Consider the following 23,942-nt stretch of genomic DNA (forward strand, 5'->3'; position numbering starts at 1 on the left):
TAGCAGATGGCGCTAAACCGCCTCCCGTGGAAGGGGGCTTTGGCCGTGGTAATCGTGCGTAACTTCCTGCCACTGGCCGTGCGCGGGTTTGCGCCGGGCGAAGAGTTGCCGGCCGCGGCTTGAAATGCCACGCCTTGGCCGCACTGTGCAGAAGGAAGCGATCCCCTTACCCCTCCACCCACCACGTCCACCGCATGACCGACGCCCTGCACATCGTCTGCCCGCACTGCCACACCACCAACCGCGTGCAAGGTGCCGACCTGGCCAGCGCGCCCGACTGCGGCAAATGCCACCAGCCCCTGTTCGCGGGCGCGCCGCTTGCGCTCGACGCCGACACTTTTGATCGCCATGTGGGCCGAAGCCACATCCCGGTGCTGGTCGATTTCTGGGCGCCGTGGTGCGGGCCATGCCGGCAAATGGCCCCGGCGTTCGCGCAGGCCGCCCGCGAGCTGGAGCCGCGCGTGCGCCTGGCAAAGCTCGACACCGAAGAGCACCAGGCGATCGCGGCGCGCTATGCGATCCGCAGCATTCCGACCATGATCCTCTTCCAGCAGGGGCGCGAGGTGGCGCGCATCTCGGGGGCGCTCGGCGCGGCGGACATCGTGCGCTGGGTGCGGACGGCGGCGGGCTAAAAAAAGCCCACGCGTCAGCGAATTCCGAGCGCCCGGTCGAGCGACACCTTGCCCGCGCCGCGCCCCGCCAGGTACAGCAGCAACCCCGCCCATGACAGGTGCGTGGGCCAGGCATCGGGGTAGACAAACACCTGGATGACCAGCGTCATGCCGAGCAAGGCCAGTGCGGACAGGCGCGTGCACAGGCCCAACACCAGAAGGACAGGGAACACATGTTCGGCCACGGTGGCCATCTGCGCAGCCAGCTCCGGCGCGATCAGGGGCAGCCGGTACTCCTCGCGGAAGAGCGCATAGGCGCTGTCGGAGAGGGTGAACCAGCCCTCGACCTTGGTGCGCGCCGATCGCCAGAAGATGCCCGCCACCGCCACCCGGTTGACCAGGGCCAGCAGGCCGTGCGGGGTGAGGCGGGCGGCGGCATCGGCCAGCCGTGCCAGCAGCACGCGGGGGCCCTTGGCGGGGGCGGTGGGGAAGTGGGTGGTTGTTGCCATGGGGGCTCCTCAGCCTGTCTGTGAAGGGGGCTGGACCAGGGCGCCCGCGTCCAGCAGGGCGCCCATCAGCGCGGCAAGATCGGTGGCGGGGTCGGTGGCCAGTGCGCAGGTGGCGGCAGCCTCCAGGGGCAGGCCCCCGGCACAGGCGTCCAGCAGGGCCATCCCCGCACGCGATAGGGGGCGCCATGCCACTTCGGCCCGGGGCCGGGTGAGCAGGCCGCCATCACCCACCCAGGCCAGGTGCGTGGGGATGTCCAGGCCATCGCGGTGCCTTTGCCACAGGGCGTAGGCGGAGTGTTCGTCGCACCAGGGCCAGCGCGCTGCGGGGTGCGGCCGCAGCCGCATGCCGGGCAGCGCACCGGGCGCTTGCCGGGCCCACCAGCCACGGTCCACGGCGGTGGCATCCGCCGCCAGGTGGCATTCGGTCCAGCAGCGGTCCAGGCGCGCCACTGCGGGCAGGTAGGGCAGCCCGGCGGCCGGTTCGAACCCGGCCAGAAAACCGCCAAACCCCGCGCCGTAGTCCATCAGCAGCCCGTCACGGGGCGGCCGCGCGCGGGCATACACCCCCGCTGCCGCGCGGAACCAGTCTTCGCCCACCAGCTGGCACACCGTGGGGTAGCTGGCCTGCAGGGCGTCGATGCAGCCCTTGAGCACGGTGTTGCGGTACACGGCAAAGCCGGGCTGGGCCTCCAGGGCCGCTGACCACGCGGTGGCCGGGGCACGGCCGGTGCCGAGCAGGGCGGCCGAGAAACCGTCCTGAAATTCGGTCAGCTGCATGCGGCCTCCCCGGCGTGCGCGGCCATGAGTGCGTGGTGGGCCTGGTCGCGCTCGCCCAGCAGTTCACTGAAGCCGGGCAGGTTGCCATCGCGCTCGATGAGGGTGGGGATGGGACCTGTGCGCTCGATCACGCGTTGGTACAGCGCCCACACGGCGGGGGCCACCGGGGCGTCGTGGCTGTCGATGAGCAAGGCGTTGCCATGCACCGGGTCGGCGTGGTGGCCCGCCAGGTGGATCTCGGCCACGGCGTGCAGAGGGAACGCCTCCAGGTACGCCTGCGCGCAAAAGCCCAGGTTGCTCGCGCTGACATGGACGTTGTTCACGTCCAGCAGCAGGCCGCAGCCGGTGCGGCGCACCAGCTCGGCCAGGAATTCGGTTTCGGCCCAGTCGTGGCCGTCGATGTGCAGGTAGTGCGTGGGATTCTCGATGGCGATGGGCCGCTGCAGCACGTCCTGCGTGCGGGCGATGTTGCCAGCGATGCGGTGCAGCGCCGCGTGCGTGCGGGGAAACGGCAGCAGGTCGGGCAGGTACTGCCCGCGCCAGCGGGACCACGCCAGGTGTTCGGACACCAGGACGGGTTCCACGCGCCGCGCCAGTGCGGCCAGGCGGGCCAGGTGCGCTGTGTCGGGCGGTTCATCGGCAGCGAGCGACAGGGACACGCCATGCAGCGCCACGGGGTGGCGCGCGCGGATGGCTTCCAGCCAGGCCAGGCGCGGGCCGCCGTCGGCCAGGTAGTTCTCGGGGTGCACCTCCCACCACAGGCCGGGGGCGGTGCACCGCAGCGCCTCGTCGTAGTGCAGGGGCTTGAGGCCCAGGCCAGCGGTGGGAAGCGCCATGGCCTCAGGCCTTGGCGGGTGTCAGCGAACCCATGCCCTTGGGCGTCTTGATCGATGCGCAGGTGCCCGCGGGCACGAACTTCCAGGCGTTGCCCTGGTAGTCCATCTTCGAGGTGCCGGCGCAGGTGGTGCCGGGGCCGGCGGCGCAATCGTTCTTTCCGGCCATCGAGACGCCGTAGCACTTCTCCATGGCGGGCTTGGCGCCGTCCATCGGGGCGGTCTGGGCGATGGCGGCGCCAGAGGCCAGGGCGGCAAGGGCCAGGGCGCCGAGGCTGAGGGTGCGTGTGGTCATGGTGGGATCTCCAAGGGTTGAGGGTTGCATCCGACCGGGGCGCTGCACGAAGGTGGATTCCAGCTGCCCGATCTGCGTTGTAATTCGCGCAGTGCGGCGGGCCGGTTACGGTGCTGCGCAAAAAAATGTGGTGGCAGTGCAAGAAAATTTTTTGCGGTGCCTGTAACCCGTTGGCCCCGGCATACGAATTGCCTGCAGGGAGACGCCATGGAGATTGTGGAAGAGCGCCTGCGCGGTTTGCTGCTGCAGGGGCTGGATGCCGATGCAGCCGCTTACCAGCGCTTTCTGAAGGAGCTGAGCGCGCACCTGCGCGCCTTCCTGCGCCGCCGCCTGGCGCAGCGGCCCGATGAGGTGGAGGATCTGGTGCAGGAAACACTGCTGGCGGTGCACAACCAGCGCCACACCTACCGGCCCGAGATGCCGGTGACGGCCTGGGCGCATGCGATTGCGCGCTACAAGCTCATCGACTGGCTGCGTTCGCACGCCGTGAAGGAAGGGCGCAACGACCCGCTGGACGATGCCAGCGAGCTGTTTGCCAGCAGCGACAGCGAGGCCGCCGAAGCCCGGCGCGACCTGGGGCAGCTGCTGCGCACCTTGCCGGACAAGCAGCGCCTGCCGATCGAGTACGTGAAGCTGGAAGGTCTGTCGGTGATCGAGACGGCGCGCCTCACGGGGCTGTCGGAGTCGGCCGTCAAGGTCGGCGTGCACCGGGGGCTCAAGGCCCTGGCCGCCAGGATGAGGGATATGACTCACGCAAAACAGGGCTTGCGCAAATCGCCCGCCACGGCCGACGGGTCGTTGGCGCGTCCTGATTTGCGCAAGTCCCAGGAGGAATGGCATGAAAACCGATGAATTGATCCACCTGCTGGCCGCTGATGGCGGACCGGTGCGGACCACCGCGATAGAGCAACGGTTTGCCGTGGCCGCCGCCGTGGGCATTGCCGGTGCCGGGGTGCTGATGCTGGGCCTGTTCGGCCTGCGCCCGGACCTGCCGGCGACCCTGGCGCAGCCCATGTTCTGGGGCAAGCTGGTGTTTGCCGCTGCACTGGCCGCCGCCGGGCTGGCGCTGTTGCGCCGCATGGCCCGGCCGGGCATGGCGGTGCGGCCTGCGGCGCTGCTGCTGGCGGTGCCGCCGCTGCTGCTGTGGGCCCTGGCCCTGCTGGCCCTGTCACAGGTGACGGCGGCGGAGCGGGTGCCGCTCATCCTGGGCAGCACCTGGCGCACCTGTCCGTTCAATATCGCCGCGCTGTCGGTGCCTGCGCTGGCCGCGGGCTTCTGGGCCCTCAGGGGTGCCGCACCCACGCGCCTGGCCTGGACGGGCGCGGGTGCCGGCCTGCTCGCGGGCGCGCTGGGCGCGCTGGTGTATGCCCTGCATTGCCCCGAGATGGCCGCGCCGTTCCTGGCGGTCTGGTACCTGGCGGGCATGGCCATCCCGACGGCGCTGGGGGCCGTGCTGGGGCCGCGCCTGCTGCGCTGGTAGCCGCTATCGGCGCAGGCCCGGCGGCGGGCCGCCGCTCAGGCCGCCACCCGCCTGTTGTAGGCGCGAAAGACCGTGTCCAGCGTCCACCCCAGCGATTCATACAGCGCCTGCGCGGCGGTGTTGGTGTGCGCCGTGGTCAGGTCCATGCGCACCTTGCCGTGGGCGCGGGCCGTGGCCTCGGCGGCCACCAGCAGGCTGCGCCCGGCGCCCGCCTTGCGCGCCGTGGGGGCCACGAACAGGTCGTACAGCGTGTAGATGGGCGCCGCCTCCACCGAGCAGAACGTGGGGTACAGCTGGCAAAAGCCCACTGCCGCCCGGGACGCGTCCTGCGCCAGCAGGATCACCGACTCTGCGCGCTCCAGCCGCTCCGCAATGAATGCCCGTGCTCCGGCGAGGTCCGGCGCCTGCTCGTAGAACTGCCGGTAGGCATCAAACAGCGGGGCGATGGTGTCGGTATCGGCCGGGGTGGCCAGGCGGATGTGCACAGTGGTCATGGAGGCGTGGAGAGGGCCGCGGGGCGCGAAAATGCGCCCCCGGGGCTGGCAAGAGGCGCACCCCGGAGGGGGTGCGAGCGGACGCGGATTGTAGGCAGGGTTCTGCCCGCGCTGTGGCGGCGTTTTGCGCGGGGTCAGTCAGCCTCGCTGCGGGGGTGTTGCCACCGCGCCACCGCCGCCACCCGCGCCTGGTGGATCAGCGTGCCCACCTGCGGGCCGCTCAGGCCCTTGGCCGCCGCCTGCGCGGCAATGTCGCGCGTGGCCACCGACTGCACGGCACCCAGCACGGCCAGGAGCCGGGGGCGTTGCGGGTAGGCCGATTCCTCGAACCCCAGGCGCCCGCGCGCATCGCATTCGCAGGCCAGCAGGATGTCGGCAAAGCGCGCAGGCTTGCGAATGGCGTCGCAGCGCTCCAGCAACCGCACCAGGGCGGCGGCCGACAGCTCGTTGCTGCGGTGGATGTGGCCGTGCTCGCGGGCCACTACCTCGGCCGTCTCGCGGCAGTCCACGGGCACGCGCAGACGCTCGGCCACGTCCTTGAGCAGCGCGGCGCTGCGCTCCTCGTGCCCGATGTGGCGCGGCAGCACGTCGGCGGGCGTAGTGCCCTTGCCCAGGTCGTGCGCCAGGCAGGCAAAGCGCACCGTCAACGGGGATTGCAGGCGGGCGGCCATGTCCAGCACCATCATCAGGTGCACGCCCGTGTCCACCTCGGGGTGGTACTCCGCCCGCTGGGGCACGCCCCACAGGCGCGCCACTTCGGGCAGCAGCACCTGCAGCGCGCCGCACTCGCGCAGCACCTCGAACATGCGCGACGGCTTTTCTTCCATCAGCCCGCGCGCCAGCTCCTGCCACACGCGCTCGGCCACCAGGTGGTCCGCCTCGCCATGCTGCACCATCTCGCGCATCAGCTGCATCGTCTCGGGCGCCACCGTGAAGTCGGTGAACCGCGCCGCAAACCGCGCCACGCGCAGGATGCGCACCGGGTCTTCGCGAAAGGCATCCGTCACGTGGCGCAGCACCCGCGCCGCGATGTCTCTGGCTCCCAGATAGGGATCAAATAGGCCTGTGGCGCTTGTCCCATCGGCGCTGCTAGCTATCGCATTGATAGTAAGGTCGCGGCGCGACAGGTCTTCTTCCAGTGTCACGTCGGGCGAGCTTTGCACCACAAAACCCCGGTAGCCCCGCCCGCTCTTGCGTTCGGTACGGGCCAGCGCGTATTCCTCGCGCGTCTCGGGGTGCAGGAACACGGGGAAGTCGCGCCCCACGGGCAGATAGCCCAGCTTCAGCATCTGCTCGGGCGTGGCGCCCACCACCACCCAGTCGTGGTCGTTCACGGGCCGGCCCAGCAGCTTGTCGCGGACGGCGCCGCCCACCATGTAGATTTGCATCGGTGTAGTTTAGGCCGGGCCCCCGGCCGTATATTCCAGCCCACCATGCCCCTATCGTCCGACCTCACAATTGCCCAGCTCAACCCCGACGGCAGCGTGCCCGTGCCCACGGCGCCCGACGCGGCCGCCAACGCGGCCGCCGAGGCCCTGCAGCGCGAGGCGCAGCTCGAAGCCCTGAAAGCCAAGGTGGACGACCTGCAGGAGATCCTGGCCAAGCCGCTGAACGAAATCCTGGCCGACCGCGACAAGTTCAAGGAAGCGATGGCCGCGTGGGATGCCTTTGGCGCGATGTGGATGCTGTCGCAGCGCGCCATGAAGCGCGTGGCGCTGGACCTGGCCGCGCAGCAGGGCGTGAGCGACGAAGAGGTGGTGGCGCGTGCGCTGGCCTATGCCAACCAGGTGCTCAACGCGCAAGAGGAGGACCTGGGCGGCACCGTCGCCCCGGCGCAGTTGGCGCACATCGCGCGGCACAAGCCGTTTTTGCGCAAGCAGTTCCGGTAGCGGGGCCGGGCTGCCCGCGCCCGTTCAGCTGAACACCGGCCTGAAAAAACTCCGCTCGTAGCTCACGATGCAGCCCGTTTCCTCGGCGTAGCGGAACGCCGCCTGGCAGTCCGCGTCCTGCATCGACTGCTGGCGGTACACCTCGTACGCCGCCAGGCTCTCGAACGTGAACAGCGCCAGCGCGATGTTGTTCGCGCCCTCGCTGGGCATGAAATAACCGTGGTGTTTACCGCCGAACTTCTCGACCAGCGGGATCCACAGTTTTCCGTAGTGCTCGAACTCTTTGAGCTTGCTGGTGTTGAGCACGTAGCGCAGGTAGATGGTGACGGCCATGGCGCTGCTCAGCCTTGCGTGTGGCGCAGGCGATAGGGTTCTTCGAAGTCCAGGAAGTCCTTCTCGGCCAGGGCCTCGTCGATCCAGTCCTTCACGCCGGGCAGGGCGCGCACGCGCTGCACGTAGTCGGCGATGTGGGGTGGCACGGGCAGGGCGTAGGTGTACAGGCGCATGCACACGGGGGCGAAGTAGGCGTCGGCCACGGTGAATTGGCCGAACAGCATGGGGCCGCCGTGTTCCTGCAGCAGCGCGCTCCACATGTCCACCAGGCGCTGCACATCGGCGCGCACGCCGGCCTGGTCGCGCCATATCAAGGCGCCGGTGTCGGCCAGGTTCGCCTCGATGTTCATGGGGCAGTGGCTGCGCAGGGCGGTGAAGCCGCTGTGCATCTCGGCGCAGATGCTGCGGGCGCGTGCACGGGCCTTGGCATCGGCGGGCCAGAGCTTTTGGGCGGGGTGGGTTTCGGCCACGTATTCGGCAATCGCCAGGGTGTCCCACACCACCAGGTCGCCGTCGACCAGCACGGGCACCTTGCCCGTGGGGTTCACGGCGCCAATCGCGCGCTTGAATTCTGAATTGGCTTCGAAGCTGTCGAAGCGCACGCGCACTTCCTCGAACACGATGCCCGCCTGCTTGAGCAGCACCCAGGGGCGCATGGACCAGGACGAGTAGTTCTTGTTGCCGATATAGAGCTTGAGCATGGGGCACCTGCCGATGGAAATCAGAGAAAAGAAAGCCAGCCTGCCATGCTAGCGGCAGTGGCGCGCGCCAGCGATGCGAAAACACGGCCCCAATGATGCGCGGCACGCATCACGGGCCGTGCGGGCCCTGTTGGCGGGTCAGACCGGCCAGACCACGCCGTTGTCGTTCAGGATGGCATCGAGCGGCAGGTCGAACGCTTCGGGCTCGAAGTCGTCCAGGTAGCCATGGGTGAAGCCCAGGCCCACGGTGAACGGCTTGGGCTGCAGCGTGGCCAGGGTGCGGTCGTAAAAGCCGCCGCCATAGCCCAGCCGGTAGCCGCCCGGCGCGTAGCCCACGCAGGGCACGAAGAGCAGGGTGGGCACGATGACCTCGGTGTCCTTGGGCTTGGGGATGCCGTAGGCGTCCTCCTCCATGGGGCAGCCGGGGTACCAGGCGTGGAAGGTGAGGGTCTTGTGCAGCTTGTTCACCACCGGCAGGCCGATGCGGCGCAGCTGGGGTTCATCGAGCAGCTCGCCGTCTTCCTTCCAGCGGTGCAGGGCGGGCAGGGGGTCGAATTCGCCCTTGATGGGCCAGTAGGCGCCGATCACGGTGTCGGGCCGGTTGACCAGCCAGATGCGCATCACCTGCTGTAACAGGTCGGCCCGCTGTAGGCGGTCGGGCAGGTTGAGGCGTTCTTCTATCAACGCGCGCCGAAGGGCTGCTTTGTCCATCAGATAATTCCCCCATGCAATTTCTCAGAGCGATTCTGACACCCCTTGTCGCGGCCAGCCTGCTGGCCGCCACCGCGCCCCTTGTCATGGCGCAAAACCGTGGTGACGATACCCTGCTCGAAATGCAGCAGGCCTTCCGCAAGGGAGACCGCAAGAAACTCGAGCAGCTCCTGCCCGCCGCACGCGGCCATGCGCTGGAGCCCTGGGCGGCCTATTGGGAGCTCAAGCTGCGCCTGGGCGAGGCGTCGCCATCGGAGATCCAGTCCTTCCTGCAGCGCTACGCGGGCAGCTACCAGGAAGACCGCCTGCGCAACGACTGGCTGCTGCTGCTGGGCCAGCGGCGCGACTGGGGCCAGTTCGCCGAGCAGCACCCCGGCTACCGCATGTCGGACGACCGCGAGGTGCGCTGCTACGCACTGCTGATCGACCAGATCAAGGGCACGGCCAGCCCCACGGTGGCCGAGGACGTGCGCAGCAACTGGTACGCCCAGCGCGATGGCGACGACGGCTGCACCCACGCGGCGCGGGAGCTGCATGGCTACAAGAAGCTGTCGGCCCTGGACATCTGGCGCAAGGCCCGCCTGGGCGTGGAGGCCAACCGCCCCCGCGTCGTGCGCACGGCGGTCGAGATCGTCTCGCCCGAATCGCTGCCGCAGGTCAAGGAGGTGCTCGACGCGCCCGCCAAGTACCTGCTCTCGCGCGCCACGGCCGCCGGCAAGGCCAGGCAGGAACTGGTGCTGCTCGCGCTCCTGAAGCTGGCCACCACCGACCCGGAAGGCGCTGCCCACCAGCTCGACAGCAAGTGGAGCGTGCACCTCTCGGCCGAGGAGCGCAATTGGGCCTGGGCCGTGATCGGCAAGACCGCTGCGCAAAAGCTGGCCAGCAACGCCCACAGCTACTTTGCCAATGTGACCAAGGACAGCGACCTCAACGACGACCTGCTGGGCTGGAAGGTGCGTGCCGCCCTGCGCGCCGGCCAGTGGAAGGCCGTCGGCAAGGCGGTGGACGCCATGGGCCCCGAAGCCCGCCAGGACAGCACCTGGGTGTACTGGAAGGCGCGCTCGCTGCTCGCAGGCCGCGTGACCGATGCCGAACGCGCCGAAGCCCGCCAGCTGCTCGAAGGCATCGCCAGCACGCGCGGCTTCTACGAGCAACTGGCCCTGGAAGAGATTGGCCAGCGCATCACCGTGCCGCCCGCGCCCGCGCCGCTCACGCCGGAAGAAAAGGCGGCAGCCCGCGCCAACCCGGGCCTGAACCGCGCGCTGTACGCCATCCTGCTCGGCCTGCGCAGCGAGGGCGTGCGCGAGTGGAACTACACCACCAACCTGCACCAGAGCGGCGGCATGGCCGACCGCGAGCTGCTGGCCGCCGCCGACTTCGCGTGCCAGCGCGAGGTGTGGGACCGCTGCATCAACACCAGCGAGCGCACCAAGGCCGTCGTGGATACCACGCAGCGCTTTCCCACGCCGTTTCGCAGCGCCGTGGTGGAGCGCGCCACCGGCATCGGGCTGGACCCGGCGTATGTCTACGGCCTGATCCGCCAGGAAAGCCGCTTCATCATGGATGCGCGCTCCCACGTGGGCGCCTCGGGCCTGATGCAGGTGATGCCCGCCACAGCGCGCTGGACGGCCAAGAAGATCGGCCTCGCCAACTTCACGCCCGACCAGATCAACGACCGCGACACCAACATCACCATCGGCACGGCCTACCTCAAGCTCGCGCTGGACGATTTCGCGGGCTCCATGCCCATGGCCGCCGCCGCCTACAACGCCGGCCCCGGCCGCCCGCGCAGCTGGCGCAACGGCCCGGTGCTGGACGCCGCCATCTGGGCCGAAAACGTGCCCTTTGCCGAAACGCGCGACTATGTGAAGAAAGTGCTGGCCAACACCACCAACTACGCCGCCATGCTCACGGGCCAGCCCCAGTCGCTCAAGAGCCGCCTGGGCACCATCGGCCCGCGCGATGCGTCCGCGCCCGAGGTGAACAAGGACCTTCCCTGACACGGGGAGGGGGGTGGCTGCCGCATGGGATTGCTATAAAAACATGAGCTGCCGGCGCTTTGGTGAAAAGCGGTGGAGCCCATTGGAATCAAAAACTACGGAGGGAAGCGAGATGAGAGATGCCAAAAAGATGGCGGCCCGTGCCGCCATGGCGGTGGCGGCGATGGCCATGGTCCTGGGCGCCGGTGCCCAGGCGCAGCCGGTCTACAAATGGGTGGATGCCGAGGGCAAGACCCACTATGGCTCCCAGCCGCCGCCGTCCAAGCAGGATGCCGAGCCGCTGAAGCTGCAGGGCACCAACGGAACCGGTGGCGCCGGTGCGAGCGGCAAAGGGGGCGGCAAGCCCGGCAGCGTCCAGTACAACGCGGACGGCACCAAGAAGATTCCCAAGGACGTGCAGGAGTTTGCCGAGGGGGCCACGAAGGCCCTGGGCACGGTCGACAGCAAGCAGGTGCCGCTGAACTGCCAGGCCGCCGTGGGCAACATCCACGACCAGGCCGACTCCATGCTGGAAGTGGGGCAGAAGAATGTGCGCGATGGCTACATGGCCCAGGCCGACTTCGACAAGACGGCGCCCAAGATCCGCGAGGCGAAGGGCAAGTACAGCGTGTCGGACTGCCAGGGCGCGTCGGGCAACAAGAAGTCGTTCTACCAGTGCATGTCCAGCAGCTACAACCACGTGATGGGGTGCGACAAGCAGTACAAGCATTGAGCCTGCCGTGAGGCGCCGCGCGCCTTCCCGCAGGGGGGGCCCGCGCTGGCCGGACGCCGCCGGGCCACGTGCGGTGGCGCGGCCGCCTGCAGCCGCCCCCGCGCTGCTTACACGTTGTGCAGCACCTCGCCCTGGCGCAGCGCGGCGCCGGAGCGCACCAGGTCATCGGCCAGGCTGCGCAGCCACTCGGCCTGCGTCTGCTCCGCGAAGTAGCGCTCGCGCAGCATCCCGAAATAGGGCGTGGCCTCGGCCCAGGCCGTGAGGTCGGCCATGCTGATCTGCTGCCACTCCAGCAGCTTGTACTTGAGCAGCACCTTCGCGGCGTAGAGCGCGTGCTTGGCCGGGTTGCGCACGAAGCCGTCCAGGCGCCGGCGCGCGCCGTCGATGGCGCGGGGCGCATCGGCAAACACCGGCCCGTGGCCGGGGATCACCACCTGGGGCGAGAGTTTCTCGATCACGTCCAGCGTGGCGCCCACCTCGGCAAAGGCATCGTCGCCTTCCAGCTCGGGAAACACCACGCCAAAGCCGCTTTCCCAGAGCGCATCGGCCGAAATCAGCACGCGGCCCTGGGGCTCGAACAGCACCACCGAATGCGGGTCGTGCCCCGGGGCGGCATGCACCTGCCAGGGCTTGTCGCCCAGCAGCACGCAGGAGCCGGGCGTGAGCAGCGTGTCGGCCCGAAAGGGCGGGCATTCCTGGCCCGTGGGGGTGTAGCTCAGCGCATAGGCGTCCCATTGGCGCACATGGTCCGCCTGGCCGGGCGGGATGGCCGTGAGCACGCCCGGCCAGGCCTTTTGCAGCGCGGCGTTGCCGCCGCAGTGGTCGCTGTGCAGGTGGGTGTTGAGCACGCGGTCCAGCGGGCGGCCCGCCAGCGCGTCACGCACCAGGGCGACGGTCTGCTCGGCATGGCTGCAGTAGCCCGTGTCCACCAGCGCGGTGTCGTGGTGGCCGATGAAGAGAATGTTGTTGGCAGACAGCCAGCCGCGTTCGAGGACGGTGATTTCGGGGGGCAGGAGGTCGTGGGGCGCGGTGGTGGGCATGGGGGCGGGAATTCGATGGCTTCGGTGGCGGGCATGCGTGCCGCGCCGTGGGCTGCTGCCCAGCGTACCGCAGGTGGGGGCCGCCCGAAGCCCTCCAAAACCCGCAGCTCGGCCTGCGATGGCTGCTGCGGCCGGGTGGCGGTAACTGGCAGCGCGTCGCTACTGCGGCAGGCTCACTTGTGATGCAGCATTGCGCGTGGTGAAGTACAGCTTCGAGTCGCGCACCGCGACGCCCACAGGCGTGTGGATCACTCCTGGGAGATCTCCGCCCACGAATCCTCTTTGCCCTGCTTGGCCCACCAAGGTCGTCACCTGGCCCTCTGCGGAGATCTTGCGGATCACGCTATTGACGGGGTCGGTGAGGTACAAATGGCCCTTGGAGTCCACGGCAAGACTGGCCGTTGCGCCATCCTCCCCGTGGCTGGAGCCGAAGTCCTGGCCCAGGTAGACCCCGCCGGCCGTATAGGTGCTGTAACTGGCGACAGCAAAGCGTGCGCTACCGGCGGGGCCATCCGCCAGACCCGCAGGCAGATCGGCTCGACCGGCGATGGTGCTCACCATGCCTGCCGGGGTGATCTTCCGGATGGTGGGGCCAATGCCGGTGAACGCGTCGTTGAGTCCATCCACCACATACAGGTTACCTGCCTGATCCAGAGTCATGTTCCCCAGGATGGCAAAGCGTGCGGTGCTGCCCGGCCCATCTACATGGCCCAAAGTGCCGGGACTGCCGGCCAGCACGCTGACCGAGCCCGCCGCAGTGATCTTGAGGATGACGCCATTGACGCCACTTGCGTACACGTTGCCAGCGTCGTCGGCAGCAATCCCATTGATGCCTGCAAAGTAACTGTAGGTCCGACCGCCCGATACAAAGGGGGCGATCCATGTGGACACATCTGCCAATACAGCGCCCTGGCCTGCGGGGGTGAACCGGTAAATGAGATTGGGCGAGTCCCGCATGCTGGCCGTCGACGCAACGTAGATGTTGTCTTGTCCGTCCACCGCCATGGCCCGCCAGGAAGGGGCTTCAGCGCCTACGGGCCACTGAAGCGCGCGGGTCCTCGTGGTGCCATCCGGGTTGACGATGCGCATCCGCGATTTGTCGTAGTCACTCACATACAAAGAGCCAGACTTCGCCAATGCCAGGGCCAGAGGTGCCCTGAACCGTGCATCCACGCCGGGTCCATCGGGCGGGGGGCCTTCGAGATCTGGTTGCGTCGGCCTACCGGCAAGGATGGTGCGGGTGCCGTCGCGCTGATACTTCTGGACCCACGTGGATAGGCCGTTGGAGAGGCTGGCAACGAAGTTGCCGCTGCGATCAATCACCAGGCTGGTGCCGCCCAGCGCCTCAGGAGCATTGGTCGCTACTGTGGATGCTGTTCCGTTCTTGGCGATGTGGCGAATGGTGGCGGAACGGAGTCCATCCAGCGCGTAGAGCTCGTTGGCAGCATCGATTGCCAGGTCCTGGAGGATGCCGAACCGGGCCGTTGTTGCATCACCATCGGTTGTTCCTTGGATGTCTTTGTCGCCGGAGATGTGGGTCAGTTCGCCAGTCGGGGCATATTTCTTGATGGAACTGCCATCCGTGACGTAGATGGTGCCGGAGGCATCCACGACGAAGCTGGAGCGTTCCGGTATCGGCAATGCAGCGTCCAGCGTACTCGTCAGACCCGCGGGCGTGATTTTGCGAATTTTCGGATAGGTGTAGGAGCTTTGGCCGACATAGAGATTTCCGGCGCTGTCCAGCTTCAGCCCCCGGGGGGCGCAGACTGTCGAGTCCTGTGGCGCACCGTCTGTATTGCCACACACCCCGGCCTTGCCCGCGAAGGTGGTGACTGCGCCTGTGTTGTCGATCTTGCGCACCAGGTGGTTGGCGGTGTCCGCCACGTAGGTATTGCCTGCTGCGTCCGACACGATCGCCGATGGATAGTAGAAGCGGGCTGTAGTACCCGGTCCATCAGCGTATTGCCCCTGTATGGACGGGGATGGTTCGGGGCTTTTGCCGCCAGCCACCGTGCTGACCATGCCGGAGGCCGTCAACTTGCGGATGGCGTGGTTGCCCGTGTCGGCCAGCAGCAAGTCGCCCGTGGAGGAGAGCGCCAGTGCAGGCGCACTGGCAAAAAGTGCGTCAGCAGCGGGGCCATCTAGATAGCCAGAGCCGCTGGTGGCCCCAGCGAGCAGGCTGAGCGAAGCCTTGACTGCGGGTGGTGTAACCGGCGTACCCTGATCGCTTCCGCCGCCGCACGAGATGATTAGAACGGACGCACCTAGAAGTAAGGCCAGCCAGGTACGGGCAGCCGGGCGCTTTCGCGACATGGTTTTCATGGGCGGATTCTCCCGATGCGTGTAAAAAAGCCGCACCAATGTGGTGCTTTGTCTGTGAAATGATTATGCGTAGACATTAAAAAAACGTGACCGCTGTTTCAATCCGTTGCAAGTCGACTCTGGCGCCTTGTGGGCCTTGGAGAACTGCAGACCTGAAAAAGCACCCCTCAGATCTTGTAGGCTGGTCGTCTATCACAGCCTGAGGTTGAGGCAGCGGGCATCAGAACGTCACGCCTGCCACCAGGATCACGTTGGCGTACGGCGTGCACTCCCCCGTGCGCACCATCACGCGGGCCTGCTGGGTCAGGCGCTTGAAGTCGTCGTGGGGCACGGCCTGCGGCTCCACCGGGAGCTGGCACCAGCCGGGCAGATGGCCTGCGCCGCGCTCCACGGCCTCGGTGGCGATCACGGCCTTTTCCACCTGCATCTCCGACAGCACCACGCGCAGCACGTCGGCCACGGCCGGGATGCCCGGGGTGAGTGCCAGGTCGATGCGGCGGGGGCCGGGCGGGATGGGCAGGCCCACGTCGCCGATCACCAGCATGTCGCCGTGGCCCAGGCTGGCGATGGCGTGGGAGAGTTCGGCGTGCAGCAGGGTGGTGCGTTTCACAGGGCGATCCAGTCGGGAGGCAGGGGGCTGTGCGCCACGGCGGCGCGGGTGGGGATGGAGGGCTGGGCGCCCGGCTGCGTCACGCACAGCGCGGCGGCGCGGATGCCGTCGCGCACGCCGGCATCCAGGGGCTCACCGCGCGCAAGCGCCACGGCCAGCGCGCCCAGGAAGGTGTCGCCCGCCGCCGTGGTGTCCACGGCCCGCACCACCCTGCCGGGGTGGTGGCGGCTGCCGGCAGCGTCGGCGGCCACGGCGCCTGCCGCGCCCAGCGTCACCACCACCTGGGCCGGGCCCTTGGCGCGCAGGGCTTGCGCGGCCTTGGCTGCTTCCACGGGCGTGGTCACGTTCTGGCCTGCCAGCGCCGTGGCTTCCAATTCGTTCACCACCAGCGTGTGCACCAGCGGCCACAGGGCTTCGGGCAGGGGCTGGATGGGCGAGGGGTTGAGCACCACAGGGCAACCAGCGGCATGCGCCATCTCGGCGGCGGCCAGGACCTGGGGCAGGGGCGTTTCAAACTGCAGCACCAGGCCGCCTGCGCCTTGCAGTGCGGTGCCCAGCGCGGCGGCATCCAGCACAAAGCGGCCATTGGCGCCCGGCACGACCACGATGCGGTTTTGCCCGCTGGCCTCCACGGTGATGGCGGCCACGCCGGTGGTGGTTTCTGTGTCGGTTTGCACGCCGCCGTGGTCGATGCCGTCGGCGTCAAGCCCCGCGCGCAGCGTGTGGCCGTAGCCATCGTCGCCCACGCGGCCAAACAAGGCCACCCGGGCGCCCTGGCGGGCGCAGGCCACGGCCTGGTTGCCGCCCTTGCCGCCGGGCACCAGGTGCAGGGCGTCGGCCAGCACGGTCTCGCCGGGGCCGGGGGCGTGTTGCACCTGCAGCACCAGGTCCATGTTCAGGCTGCCGACCACGGCGATGCGCGGCACGCGCGCGGCGGAGGCGCTCATGCGCGGGTCTCCAGGGCGGGCGGCGCGGTGGAGGCGCGCACGCGCAGCTCGGGCTGTAGCATCACCTTGCGCGCGTCCTGGCGCTTGCCGTCGATGCGTTCGAGCAGCATGTCCACCGCCAGCGCGCCGATGCGCTGCTTGGGCTGGGCCACGGTGGTCAGCGGCGGGCTGGTGAAGGCGGCCAGCTCGATGTCGTCGAAGCCCACGATGGACAGCGCCTCGGGCACGCGCAGGCCCCGTTCATGCGCGGCGCACAGCGCGCCCATGGCCATGAGGTCGTTGCAGACGAAGACGGCGGTGGGCGGCGTGTCCGCGCGCAGCAGGGCGTGCATGGCGTCGTAGCCGCCCTGGCTGGTGAAGTGGCCGTTGCACAGCATGGGCGCCTCGCCGCGGGCATCCGCAGCCGCGGACAGGGCGGCGCGCCAGCCCGCGATGCGCTGCTCGCTCGGTACCAGGCCCTCGGGCCCGCTGATGCAGGCGATGCGGCGGTGCCCCAGGTCCAGCAGGTGCTGCGTGGCGAGCTGCCCGCCTTGCATGTGCGCGGTCTCGACAAGGTCGCAGGGCTGCTCGGCGATCTCGATCTCGCGGTCCACCAGCACGGTGGGGATGGACAGGCCCGCCAGCTGTGTGGGCAGCGTGGCGTCGTGCCCCGTGGAGACGACGATGAGTCCGTCGATGCGCCGCTCGGCCAGCACCTGCAGGTAGGTGCCCTGGCGGTGCGCCTCGTCGTTGGTGTTGCACAGGATGAGGTTGTAGCCCGCGCCGAAGCAGCGGTCTTCCACGCTGTGCACGATCTCGGCGAAGTAGGGGTTGGAGCTGTTGGGGATCAGCATGCCCAGCGTGCGCGTGTTGTTGCTCTTGAGGCTGCGCGCGATGGCGCTGGGCACGTAGCCCAGCGCGCGGATGGCTTTTTCGACGCGCTCGCGCCCCTCGGGGCTCACGCGGCGCGTGCCGTTGACCACGTGCGACACCGTGGTGACCGACACGTCGGCGTGGCGCGCAACGTCCTTGATAGTGGCCATGGGAAGAAGAAAAAAATTGGGAGGGGAGGAAGTCGGTGGGCAAGGAGGGAGGGGTGTCAGGCGGCGGCGCGGCGCTGGCGCAGCGTGTCCACGATGACGGCCGCCACGATCACGAACCCCGTGATGATGCGCTTGCTGGGCTCGCTCGCGCCCACCTGGGCCAGGCCCGCCTCCAGCACCGCGATGATGAGCACGCCAAACGCGGTGTTCACCACCGAACCGCGCCCGCCCATGAGGCTGGTGCCGCCAATCACCACGGCGGCGATCACCTGCAGCTCCATGCCGGTGCCGGCGTTGGGGTCGGCGGCTTCGAGCCGGGCCGACTGCATCAGCCCCGCCAGCCCCGCGAGCAGGCCGGTCATGGCAAACACGATGACGCGGATGGGGCGCGGGTCCACGCCCGCCAGGCGCATGGCTTCCTCGTTGGTGCCGATGCCCACCACGCAGCGGCCGAACACGGTGCGCGACAGCACCAGCTGCGCCACCACCACCAGCACCACGGCCAGCAGAAACGCGAACGAAATGCCGCCAAAGAAGGGTGCCGACAGCCACGAGATGGCGTCGCCCACGTACTGCGTGCGCGAGTCGGTGACCACGTACGCGCTGCCGCGCACGGCTTCGAGCATGCCCAGCGAGACGATGAACGAGGGCAGCCGCCAGGCCACCGAGATGGCGCCCGTGATGGTGCCGCACACCAGGCCGGTGGCCAGCGCCAGGGCTGCGGCGGCGGGCACCGTCCAGCCCCATTGCAGGATGGCGGCGGCCGAGGTGGCGGCGGCCAGCGCCATCACCGAGCCCACCGACAGGTCGATGCCCGCGATGATGAGCACGAAGGTCATGCCCACCGCCATCACGGCCAGGGCCGGGATCTCGTTGGCGATGGTGATGAAGGTCTCGGCGCTCCAGAAGTAGTCGGACAGCGACGAGAACAGCGCCACCATGCCCGCCAGCACGGCCAGCAGGCCCAGGTAGGTGCCCAGCTGGCTGCGCCAGACGGAGGAGGCGGAAGGTGCCGCCGCAGGGGCGGCAGAGTGTGCGGGGGCGTTCATGCGGTGACAGGAGAAGGGGTGGAAGGGGTGGTGCCGGTACGGCCGCCGGGCTCGGAAAACGCGGCCGCCAGCAGCGATTGCTCGGACCACTCGCCGCGCTCGAACACGGCCACCAGGCGGCCCGCGCTCATCACGCCGATGCGGTCGGCCATGGCCATGAGTTCGCGCAGGTCGGACGACACCATGAGCAGCGCGCGGCCTTCCGAGGCCATGCGGTCGAGTTCGCCATACAGCTCGGCGCGCGCGCCCACGTCCACGCCGCGCGTGGGTTCGTCGAGCAGCAGCACGCGGCCCTGGCGGTGCAGCCAGCGGGCGAACACCACCTTTTGCTGGTTGCCGCCCGACAGCTGCCCCACGGGTTGCTCGGGGCTGCGGCAGCGGATGCCCAGCGTGCGCACAAAGCCCTGCACCAGCCGGCTTTCGAGCCCGCGCAGCAGCCAGCCGCCGCGCGAGACGGCCGACAGGTCGGACAGCGTGGCGTTGATGCGGATGGGCTGCGCCAGCAGCAGGCCCTGCGATTTGCGGTCTTCGGTGACCAGGCCCACGCCGGCGGCGATGGCCTGCAGGGGGGATGCGAAGCCACGCGCAATGGTGCGTGGTGTGGCGAGGGGCGCCTTGGTCGCCTGGTTTGCTATGTTTTGTGTAGCTGTTTGCGCTTGTCCATCAAGCGCTGGGGGCTGTTTTTGCTCAAATTCCGGGTGCAGCGCGATGCTGCCCCGGTCTGCCCGGTCGGCGCCAAACAGCAACCGGACCAGCTCGGTGCGGCCGGAGCCGACCAGCCCGGCAATGCCCAAGATCTCGCCCGCGCGCAGTTCCAGGCTCACGTCCTGCACGGCGGTGCCCCGGCCCAGGCCCCGGGCGCCCATCACCACCGGGCCGGCGGGGCGGCGCGGGCGGTGCTCCAGGTCGCTCACCGACCGGCCCACCATGCGCTGCACCAAGTCGTCCTCGCTCATTCCGGCCATGGGGCGCGCGTCCACCAGGCGGCCGTCGCGCAGCACGGCCACGCGGTCGGCGATGCGCCGCAGCTCTTCGAGCCGGTGCGACACGTAGATGATGGCCACGCCGCGCGCGGTGAGGTGCGCGATCTGCTCGAACAGGTAGTTGGTCTCGCGCGGCGTGAGCATGGCCGTGGGCTCGTCGAGCACCAGGATGCGCGTGTCGTCCTGCAGGTTGCGCGCGATCTCCACCATCTGCTGCTGGCCGATGCCCAGCTGCGACACCGGCGTGGCGGGGTCGATGCCGCGCAGGCCAATCTTGTCCAGCTGCGCGCGCGCGGCCGTGTGCAGCGCATCGCGCCGCAGCCAGCCCAGGCGGTGCGGCAGGCGGCCCATCAGCAGATTCTCGGCCACGGTGAGCGTGGGCACCAGGCCCAGCTCCTGCATCACCATGCGCACGCCCTGGCGTTCGGCGTCGCGGCGGGAGCCGGGGGTGTAGGTCTGCCCCGCCAGGCGCATGCCGCCCCGCGTGGGCGACTCCAGCCCGCAGATGATCTTGGAGAGCGTGCTCTTGCCCGCGCCGTTCTCGCCCGTCAGCGCCAGCACCTCGCCCGCGTTCAGCGCCAGCGTCACGCCGTCCAGCACCGTGGCCGTGTAGTCCTTGCCCACGGCGTCGATCGTGAGCAGGGGAGTGGCCAGGGCGGGGGCGGCGGTCGTGCGGGGCATGGCGGGCGAAGCGGGTGCGGCTGGGGTCGGGGTGCGTCTTACTTGCTGCCCTTGGTCACGAGCACCACGTCGGTCTTCACCAGGGCGGGCAGCTGCGCCTGGGGCGTCTTGGCGGCCAGGGCCTTCTGCGCCAGCTCGATGCCGAACACGGCCTGCTTGGCGGCGTACTGGTCGGCGGTGGCCAGCACGCGGCCGTCGGCCAGCATGGGCTTGATGGCGCCGATGTTGTCGTAGCCCACCACCTGCACCTTGCCGGTCTTGCCGGCGGCCTTCACGGCGGCCACGGCGCCCAGGGCCATGCTGTCGTTGCCGGCCAGCAGCGCCACCAGGTCGGGGTGCTCGCGCATCATGCCGGCGGCCACGGTGTTGCCCTTTTCAATTTCCCAGTTGCCGGACTGCACGCCCACCACGGTGATGTTGGCGGCCTTCATCGCGTCCTGGTAGCCCAGCGTGCGCTGCTGCGCATTGAAGGTGGTGGACACGCCTTCGATGATGCCCACCTTGTCGCCGGCCTTCAGTGTCTTGGCCAGGTGGTCGCCCACCAGCTTGGCGCCCGCGCGGTTGTCGGGGCCCACGAAGGGCACGGTGATGTTCTTTTCCTTCAGCGCGTCGGCATCGAGCTGGTTGTCGATGTTGACCACCAGGATGCCCTTGTCGATGGCGGACTTGACCACGGGCACCAGCGCCTTGGAGTCGGCCGGGGCCAGCACGATGGCGCTGACCTTCTGCGCCACGGCCTGCTCGATCATCTTGATCTGCGCGGCGGTGTCGGTCTCGTTCTTGATGCCGTTGGCCACCAGCGTGTATTCGCTGGCGTGCGCCTTCTGGTGCGCCTTGGCGCCGTCTTCCATGGTGCGGAAGAACTCGTTGGCCAGCGACTTCATGACCAGGGCGATCTTGGGCTTGTCCTGCGCGAACGCAGGGCTGGCCAGCAGGCTGCCCACGACGGCAAGGGCGGCGGCGGTCTGAACGGAACGGCGGGTGAACTGCATGGTGTCTCCTGTTGGAATGGGGCTTCAAGCGCCAGCGGCGCCCACAAAAACGCTTCGGGCGACCCGCCAAAGCGATGCCGCGGCGCGAATCATATCTAAAGCAAACGTTTGCGCAAACGTTTGCTAGTTGGTGAAAACCCTGAAATAGCACGCAATGGCCTGGCGGGGAGAAAGCCGGGAACGGCTCTGCCGCCGTGCCGCCCTGCGCGGAGCCCGGCCCTGGCTTCGCGGGGCTTGGAGGGGGTGGATGGGAGGAGGGGCCCCGCAGAAAAGAGCAAGGGCCGGGCCGTGGCGCCAGGGCGTGGAAACCTGCGCGCTGCCTTGCCAGAAACACCGCGCAAGGCCCGCCCCCGCCGCGCCGGTGTTGTGCCCCCTTTTCCTGGCGCGAAGCGCGTGAGGAGAAGGGGGAAAGGAAGGAGAAGAGGAAAGGGGGCGGAGCCGCTCAGGCGGCGGTTCTCAATTCCCGCCGCAGGATCTTGCCCACGTTGCTCTTGGGCAGCTCGTCGCGGAACTCGATGTACTTGGGCCGCTTGTAGCCGGTGAGGTTCTCCTGGCAGTAGCGGGCCACGTCCTCCTCGCTGAGCGTGGGGTCGTTCTTGATGATGAACACCTTGATCGCCTCGCCCTGCTTTTCGTCGGGGATGCCGATGGCCGCGCATTCCACCACGCCGGGGCACAGGCTGATGACCTGCTCCAGCTCGTTGGGGAACACGTTGAAGCCGCTCACCAGGATCATGTCCTTCTTGCGGTCGATGATGCGCGTGTAGCCCTCACTGTCCATGATGCCGATGTCGCCCGTGCGCATGAATCCATCGGGCGTGAAAGCCTTGGCGTTCTCCTCGGGCTGGTTGTAGTAGCCCGTCATCACGTTGGGGCCGCGGATGCAGATCTCGCCCGGGTCGCCCTGGGGCACGCTGTGGCCGGCGTCGTCCTTGATGGCGATGTCGATGCCCGGCAGCGGCAGGCCGATGGTGCCGCTGAAGGTGGTGTTGTTCACCGGGTTGTTGGTGCCGATGGCGCAGGTCTCGCTCATGCCCCAGCCTTCGATCATGGTGCTGCCCGTGACCTTTTGCCACTGCTTGGCCGTGCCTTCGCTGGCGGCCATGCCGCCGGCCTGCGACACGCACAGGTGCGAGAAGTCGAGGGTGCGGAACTGCGGGTTCTGCAGCAGCGCGTTGAACAGGGTGTTCACGGCGGGCAGCATGTGGAAGGGGCGCTTCTTGAGCTCGGCCACGAACTTGGGAATGTCGCGCGGGTTGGGGATCAGCGTGAGGCTGGAGCCCTGGCGGATGGCCAGCAGGCACAGCGTGAGCGCGAAGATGTGGTACAGCGGCAGCGCGGCGATGGAGTTGGCCTTGCTGATGTCGCCCACCTTCGACAGCGCGGGCGTGAACCAGGCCTCGGCCTGCAGCGTGGCGGCCACGATGTTGCGGTGGGTGAGCACCGCGCCCTTGGACAGGCCCGTGGTGCCGCCCGTGTACTGCAGGAAGGCGATGGAGTCGAGCGTGGCCTGGCTCGGGGCCAGGGACTTGTGCTCGCCCAGCGACAGCGCCTTCTTGAAGGTGACGAGCTTGCGGCCGCCGGTCAGGGGCAGCTCGTAGGCCGGCACCATCTTGGCCAGGTGGCGCACCGCGAAGGTGATCCAGGCGCCGAACGCGGCGCCCAGCAGGTCGCCCATCGAGGTCATCACCACGTGCTGGATGGCGGTGCGGTCCACCACCTCGGCCAGCGTGTGCGCGAAGTTCTCCAGGATCACGATGGCCGTGGCGCCCGAGTCCTTGAGCTGGTGCTCCAGCTCGCGCGCCGTGTACAGCGGGTTCACGTTCACGCAGGTGTAGCCCGCGCGCAGCACGGCCGCCATGGTCACGCCGAACTGCGGGATGTTGGGCAGCATGATGGCCACGCGCGCGCCGGGGGGCAGACCCAGGCTCTGCAGGTAGGCGCCCAGCGCGGCCGAGCGGCGCTCCAGTTCGCCATAGGTCATCCACCGGTCCATGCAGACCGAGAAGGGGCTCTTTGCGTGCTTGCGGAAGGATTCCTCCAGCAGGTGGGCCACAGAGCGGTATTGCTCGGGCTGCACATCGTGCGGTACGCCCGGGGGGTAGCTCTTGAGCCAGATCTTTTCCATGCGCTTGTTTCCTTGTGCTCGCCAGTGAAAGGGTGGGCACAGATTGTGGAAGCGCGGGCGTGCAGTCAGCTACCGGGCTTGTCCTAGGGTGCGCGCCAGTTGGGTCTCGCAGGTGACAGGATCGGCATCGAACAGCTGCGCCATCAGCGCGCCTTCGCGCTCCTGGATGGTGGCCAGGAACTGCTCGACCCCGCCGCGCTGGCGCGCGAGCTGGCCAAAGGTGTCGAAGCCCGCCTCCAGGAACCGCTGCAGCGCTCCCATGCCGGCCGCCTGGGCGGGCGCGCGCATCATGCGCAGCATCATGCGCAGGCCGGGGGTGCGGGTCAGGCGGGCGAGGTCGGTGCCCATGGCCAGCACGCGCTGCAGTTGCTGCTGGCGCGCATGGCGCTGCCCCACGGCGCGCCAGGCGGCGGTGTAGCGGGCGGCGTCCGGCATGCCGCCCCCGCCGGAGGCGTCGAGCCAGGCGCGGCCCATCTCCTGGTCGAGCCCCTCGGTCTGCGCATGCAGCACGGCCAGCGCCACGGCGGTGGCCACCACGGGCTGGGGGAACATGGTCTGCAGCGTGCCCGCGATGCGGCCGAACTGCAGGTCGCGCTCGGTGTAGTCGGTGTCGCTGTACAGCTCCTCGAGGAAGAACCGGGCCGCGGGGCCGAACGAGGGCGAGCCCATGAGGTCGGCATAGGTGCCCCTGAAGCGCCGTGCCTGCAGGGTCTTGACCTGGCCCACCGCCGCGCCCAGTGCGGCATCGCCGGTGCGGTGCAGGCGCAGGGCCGTGACGTCGGCGATGCAGTCGCGGATGGTCTGGGCGGCATCCATGGGGCGG

25 protein-coding genes are annotated in these 23,942 nt (G+C 68.9%); 6 read left to right on the top strand and 19 right to left on the bottom strand.

Going from position 1 to position 23,942, the window contains the following annotated elements; genetic code table 11:
- The first annotated feature begins 194 nt into the window (after positions 1 to 194).
- On the top strand, positions 195 to 632 hold the full coding sequence (trxC, locus tag KW843_RS00395) for a thioredoxin TrxC (protein ID WP_218293130.1): 438 nt from the start codon (positions 195 to 197) through the stop codon (positions 630 to 632).
- 14 nt (positions 633 to 646) lie between these two features.
- Here trxC and KW843_RS00400 read toward each other — a convergent pair whose 3' ends face one another.
- The 4 genes from KW843_RS00400 to KW843_RS00415 are packed head-to-tail and all read right to left on the bottom strand — an operon-like array spanning position 647 to position 3,025.
- The gene (locus tag KW843_RS00400) at positions 647 to 1,120 is read right to left on the bottom strand and encodes a DoxX family protein (protein WP_218293131.1); all 474 of its coding nucleotides are present in this window, start codon (positions 1,118 to 1,120) and stop codon (positions 647 to 649) included.
- 9 nt (positions 1,121 to 1,129) lie between these two features.
- Positions 1,130 to 1,897 (bottom strand): DNA-binding domain-containing protein, encoded by a 768-nt coding sequence (locus tag KW843_RS00405; RefSeq protein WP_218293132.1) that lies wholly within the window; start codon positions 1,895 to 1,897, stop codon positions 1,130 to 1,132.
- Complete coding sequence (locus KW843_RS00410; protein WP_218293133.1) at positions 1,888 to 2,733, bottom strand: DUF692 domain-containing protein; 846 nt, start codon at positions 2,731 to 2,733, stop codon at positions 1,888 to 1,890. The genes KW843_RS00405 and KW843_RS00410 overlap by 10 nt, the downstream gene beginning before the upstream one ends.
- Before the next feature lie 4 nt (positions 2,734 to 2,737).
- On the bottom strand, positions 2,738 to 3,025 hold the full coding sequence (locus KW843_RS00415) for a DUF2282 domain-containing protein (RefSeq protein ID WP_218293134.1): 288 nt from the start codon (positions 3,023 to 3,025) through the stop codon (positions 2,738 to 2,740).
- Positions 3,026 to 3,232: 207 nt separating this feature from the next.
- Between KW843_RS00415 and KW843_RS00420 the strand changes: the two genes are divergently transcribed.
- Both KW843_RS00420 and KW843_RS00425 read left to right on the top strand, forming a co-directional pair.
- On the top strand, positions 3,233 to 3,877 hold the full coding sequence (locus KW843_RS00420) for a sigma-70 family RNA polymerase sigma factor (RefSeq protein WP_218293135.1): 645 nt from the start codon (positions 3,233 to 3,235) through the stop codon (positions 3,875 to 3,877).
- Positions 3,864 to 4,505 carry an NrsF family protein gene (locus KW843_RS00425; RefSeq protein ID WP_218293136.1) on the top strand — a complete coding sequence of 214 codons (642 nt, stop codon included), beginning with the start codon at positions 3,864 to 3,866 and terminating at the stop codon, positions 4,503 to 4,505. Before KW843_RS00420 ends, KW843_RS00425 begins: the two co-directional genes overlap by 14 nt.
- 35 nt (positions 4,506 to 4,540) lie before the next feature.
- On the opposite strand, the gene KW843_RS00430 is transcribed toward KW843_RS00425, so the two are convergent.
- Both KW843_RS00430 and KW843_RS00435 read right to left on the bottom strand, forming a co-directional pair.
- Positions 4,541 to 4,999 (bottom strand): GNAT family N-acetyltransferase, encoded by a 459-nt coding sequence (locus KW843_RS00430; protein WP_218293137.1) that lies wholly within the window; start codon positions 4,997 to 4,999, stop codon positions 4,541 to 4,543.
- Between the two features lie 134 nt (positions 5,000 to 5,133).
- Positions 5,134 to 6,387: a multifunctional CCA addition/repair protein gene (locus KW843_RS00435; RefSeq protein ID WP_218293138.1), complete on the bottom strand. Its 1,254-nt coding sequence runs from the start codon at positions 6,385 to 6,387 to the stop codon at positions 5,134 to 5,136.
- Between the two features lie 45 nt (positions 6,388 to 6,432).
- Between KW843_RS00435 and KW843_RS00440 the strand changes: the two genes are divergently transcribed.
- Positions 6,433 to 6,888 carry a hypothetical protein gene (locus KW843_RS00440; protein ID WP_218293139.1) on the top strand — a complete coding sequence of 152 codons (456 nt, stop codon included), beginning with the start codon at positions 6,433 to 6,435 and terminating at the stop codon, positions 6,886 to 6,888.
- A gap of 24 nt (positions 6,889 to 6,912) precedes the next feature.
- Here the strand turns inward: KW843_RS00440 and KW843_RS00445 are convergent, their stop codons facing one another.
- The 3 genes from KW843_RS00445 to KW843_RS00455 all read right to left on the bottom strand — a co-directional run bounded on the left by KW843_RS00445 (position 6,913) and on the right by KW843_RS00455 (position 8,633).
- Positions 6,913 to 7,221 carry an NIPSNAP family protein gene (locus KW843_RS00445; protein WP_218293140.1) on the bottom strand — a complete coding sequence of 103 codons (309 nt, stop codon included), beginning with the start codon at positions 7,219 to 7,221 and terminating at the stop codon, positions 6,913 to 6,915.
- Positions 7,222 to 7,229: 8 nt separating this feature from the next.
- Positions 7,230 to 7,922: a glutathione S-transferase family protein gene (locus KW843_RS00450; protein ID WP_218293141.1), complete on the bottom strand. Its 693-nt coding sequence runs from the start codon at positions 7,920 to 7,922 to the stop codon at positions 7,230 to 7,232.
- A 138-nt stretch (positions 7,923 to 8,060) separates the two neighbouring features.
- Positions 8,061 to 8,633, bottom strand: coding sequence for a 5-formyltetrahydrofolate cyclo-ligase (locus KW843_RS00455; protein WP_218293142.1), 573 nt, complete (start codon positions 8,631 to 8,633; stop codon positions 8,061 to 8,063).
- 14 nt (positions 8,634 to 8,647) lie between these two features.
- On the opposite strand from KW843_RS00455, the gene KW843_RS00460 reads away from it, so the two are divergent.
- Both KW843_RS00460 and KW843_RS00465 read left to right on the top strand, forming a co-directional pair.
- Entirely contained in the window at positions 8,648 to 10,633 is a 1,986-nt protein-coding gene (locus KW843_RS00460) for a lytic transglycosylase domain-containing protein (RefSeq protein ID WP_218293143.1), read from the top strand.
- A 112-nt stretch (positions 10,634 to 10,745) separates the two neighbouring features.
- A complete protein-coding gene (locus tag KW843_RS00465) occupies positions 10,746 to 11,345 on the top strand; it encodes a DUF4124 domain-containing protein (RefSeq protein WP_218293144.1) in 600 nt (199 codons plus the stop codon).
- Between the two features lie 107 nt (positions 11,346 to 11,452).
- Here the strand turns inward: KW843_RS00465 and KW843_RS00470 are convergent, their stop codons facing one another.
- The 10 genes from KW843_RS00470 to KW843_RS00515 all read right to left on the bottom strand — a co-directional run bounded on the left by KW843_RS00470 (position 11,453) and on the right by KW843_RS00515 (position 23,935).
- Positions 11,453 to 12,385: an MBL fold metallo-hydrolase gene (locus KW843_RS00470; protein ID WP_218293145.1), complete on the bottom strand. Its 933-nt coding sequence runs from the start codon at positions 12,383 to 12,385 to the stop codon at positions 11,453 to 11,455.
- A gap of 159 nt (positions 12,386 to 12,544) precedes the next feature.
- Entirely contained in the window at positions 12,545 to 14,707 is a 2,163-nt protein-coding gene (locus KW843_RS00475) for a hypothetical protein (protein ID WP_218293146.1), read from the bottom strand.
- A gap of 220 nt (positions 14,708 to 14,927) precedes the next feature.
- Complete coding sequence (gene rbsD, locus KW843_RS00480; RefSeq protein ID WP_218293147.1) at positions 14,928 to 15,317, bottom strand: D-ribose pyranase; 390 nt, start codon at positions 15,315 to 15,317, stop codon at positions 14,928 to 14,930.
- The gene (gene rbsK / locus KW843_RS00485; RefSeq protein WP_218293148.1) at positions 15,314 to 16,264 is read right to left on the bottom strand and encodes a ribokinase; all 951 of its coding nucleotides are present in this window, start codon (positions 16,262 to 16,264) and stop codon (positions 15,314 to 15,316) included. The genes rbsD and rbsK overlap by 4 nt, the downstream gene beginning before the upstream one ends.
- On the bottom strand, positions 16,261 to 17,286 hold the full coding sequence (locus KW843_RS00490) for a LacI family DNA-binding transcriptional regulator (protein WP_218293149.1): 1,026 nt from the start codon (positions 17,284 to 17,286) through the stop codon (positions 16,261 to 16,263). The genes rbsK and KW843_RS00490 overlap by 4 nt, the downstream gene beginning before the upstream one ends.
- Positions 17,287 to 17,342: 56 nt before the next feature.
- On the bottom strand, positions 17,343 to 18,335 hold the full coding sequence (locus KW843_RS00495; RefSeq protein ID WP_218293150.1) for an ABC transporter permease: 993 nt from the start codon (positions 18,333 to 18,335) through the stop codon (positions 17,343 to 17,345).
- Positions 18,332 to 19,999, bottom strand: a complete 1,668-nt coding sequence (locus KW843_RS00500; protein WP_218293151.1) for a sugar ABC transporter ATP-binding protein — start codon at positions 19,997 to 19,999, stop codon at positions 18,332 to 18,334. The genes KW843_RS00495 and KW843_RS00500 overlap by 4 nt, the downstream gene beginning before the upstream one ends.
- 38 nt (positions 20,000 to 20,037) lie before the next feature.
- Positions 20,038 to 20,991, bottom strand: coding sequence for a sugar ABC transporter substrate-binding protein (locus tag KW843_RS00505; RefSeq protein WP_218293152.1), 954 nt, complete (start codon positions 20,989 to 20,991; stop codon positions 20,038 to 20,040).
- 442 nt (positions 20,992 to 21,433) lie between these two features.
- Positions 21,434 to 23,119 (bottom strand): AMP-binding protein, encoded by a 1,686-nt coding sequence (locus KW843_RS00510; RefSeq protein ID WP_218293153.1) that lies wholly within the window; start codon positions 23,117 to 23,119, stop codon positions 21,434 to 21,436.
- Between the two features lie 69 nt (positions 23,120 to 23,188).
- Positions 23,189 to 23,935, bottom strand: coding sequence for a hypothetical protein (locus tag KW843_RS00515; RefSeq protein WP_218293154.1), 747 nt, complete (start codon positions 23,933 to 23,935; stop codon positions 23,189 to 23,191).
- Positions 23,936 to 23,942 lie beyond the last annotated feature (7 nt).

The sequence above is a fragment of the Acidovorax sp. sif1233 genome (assembly GCF_019218755.1).
Taxonomy (GTDB): Bacteria; Pseudomonadota; Gammaproteobacteria; order Burkholderiales; family Burkholderiaceae_C; genus Acidovorax.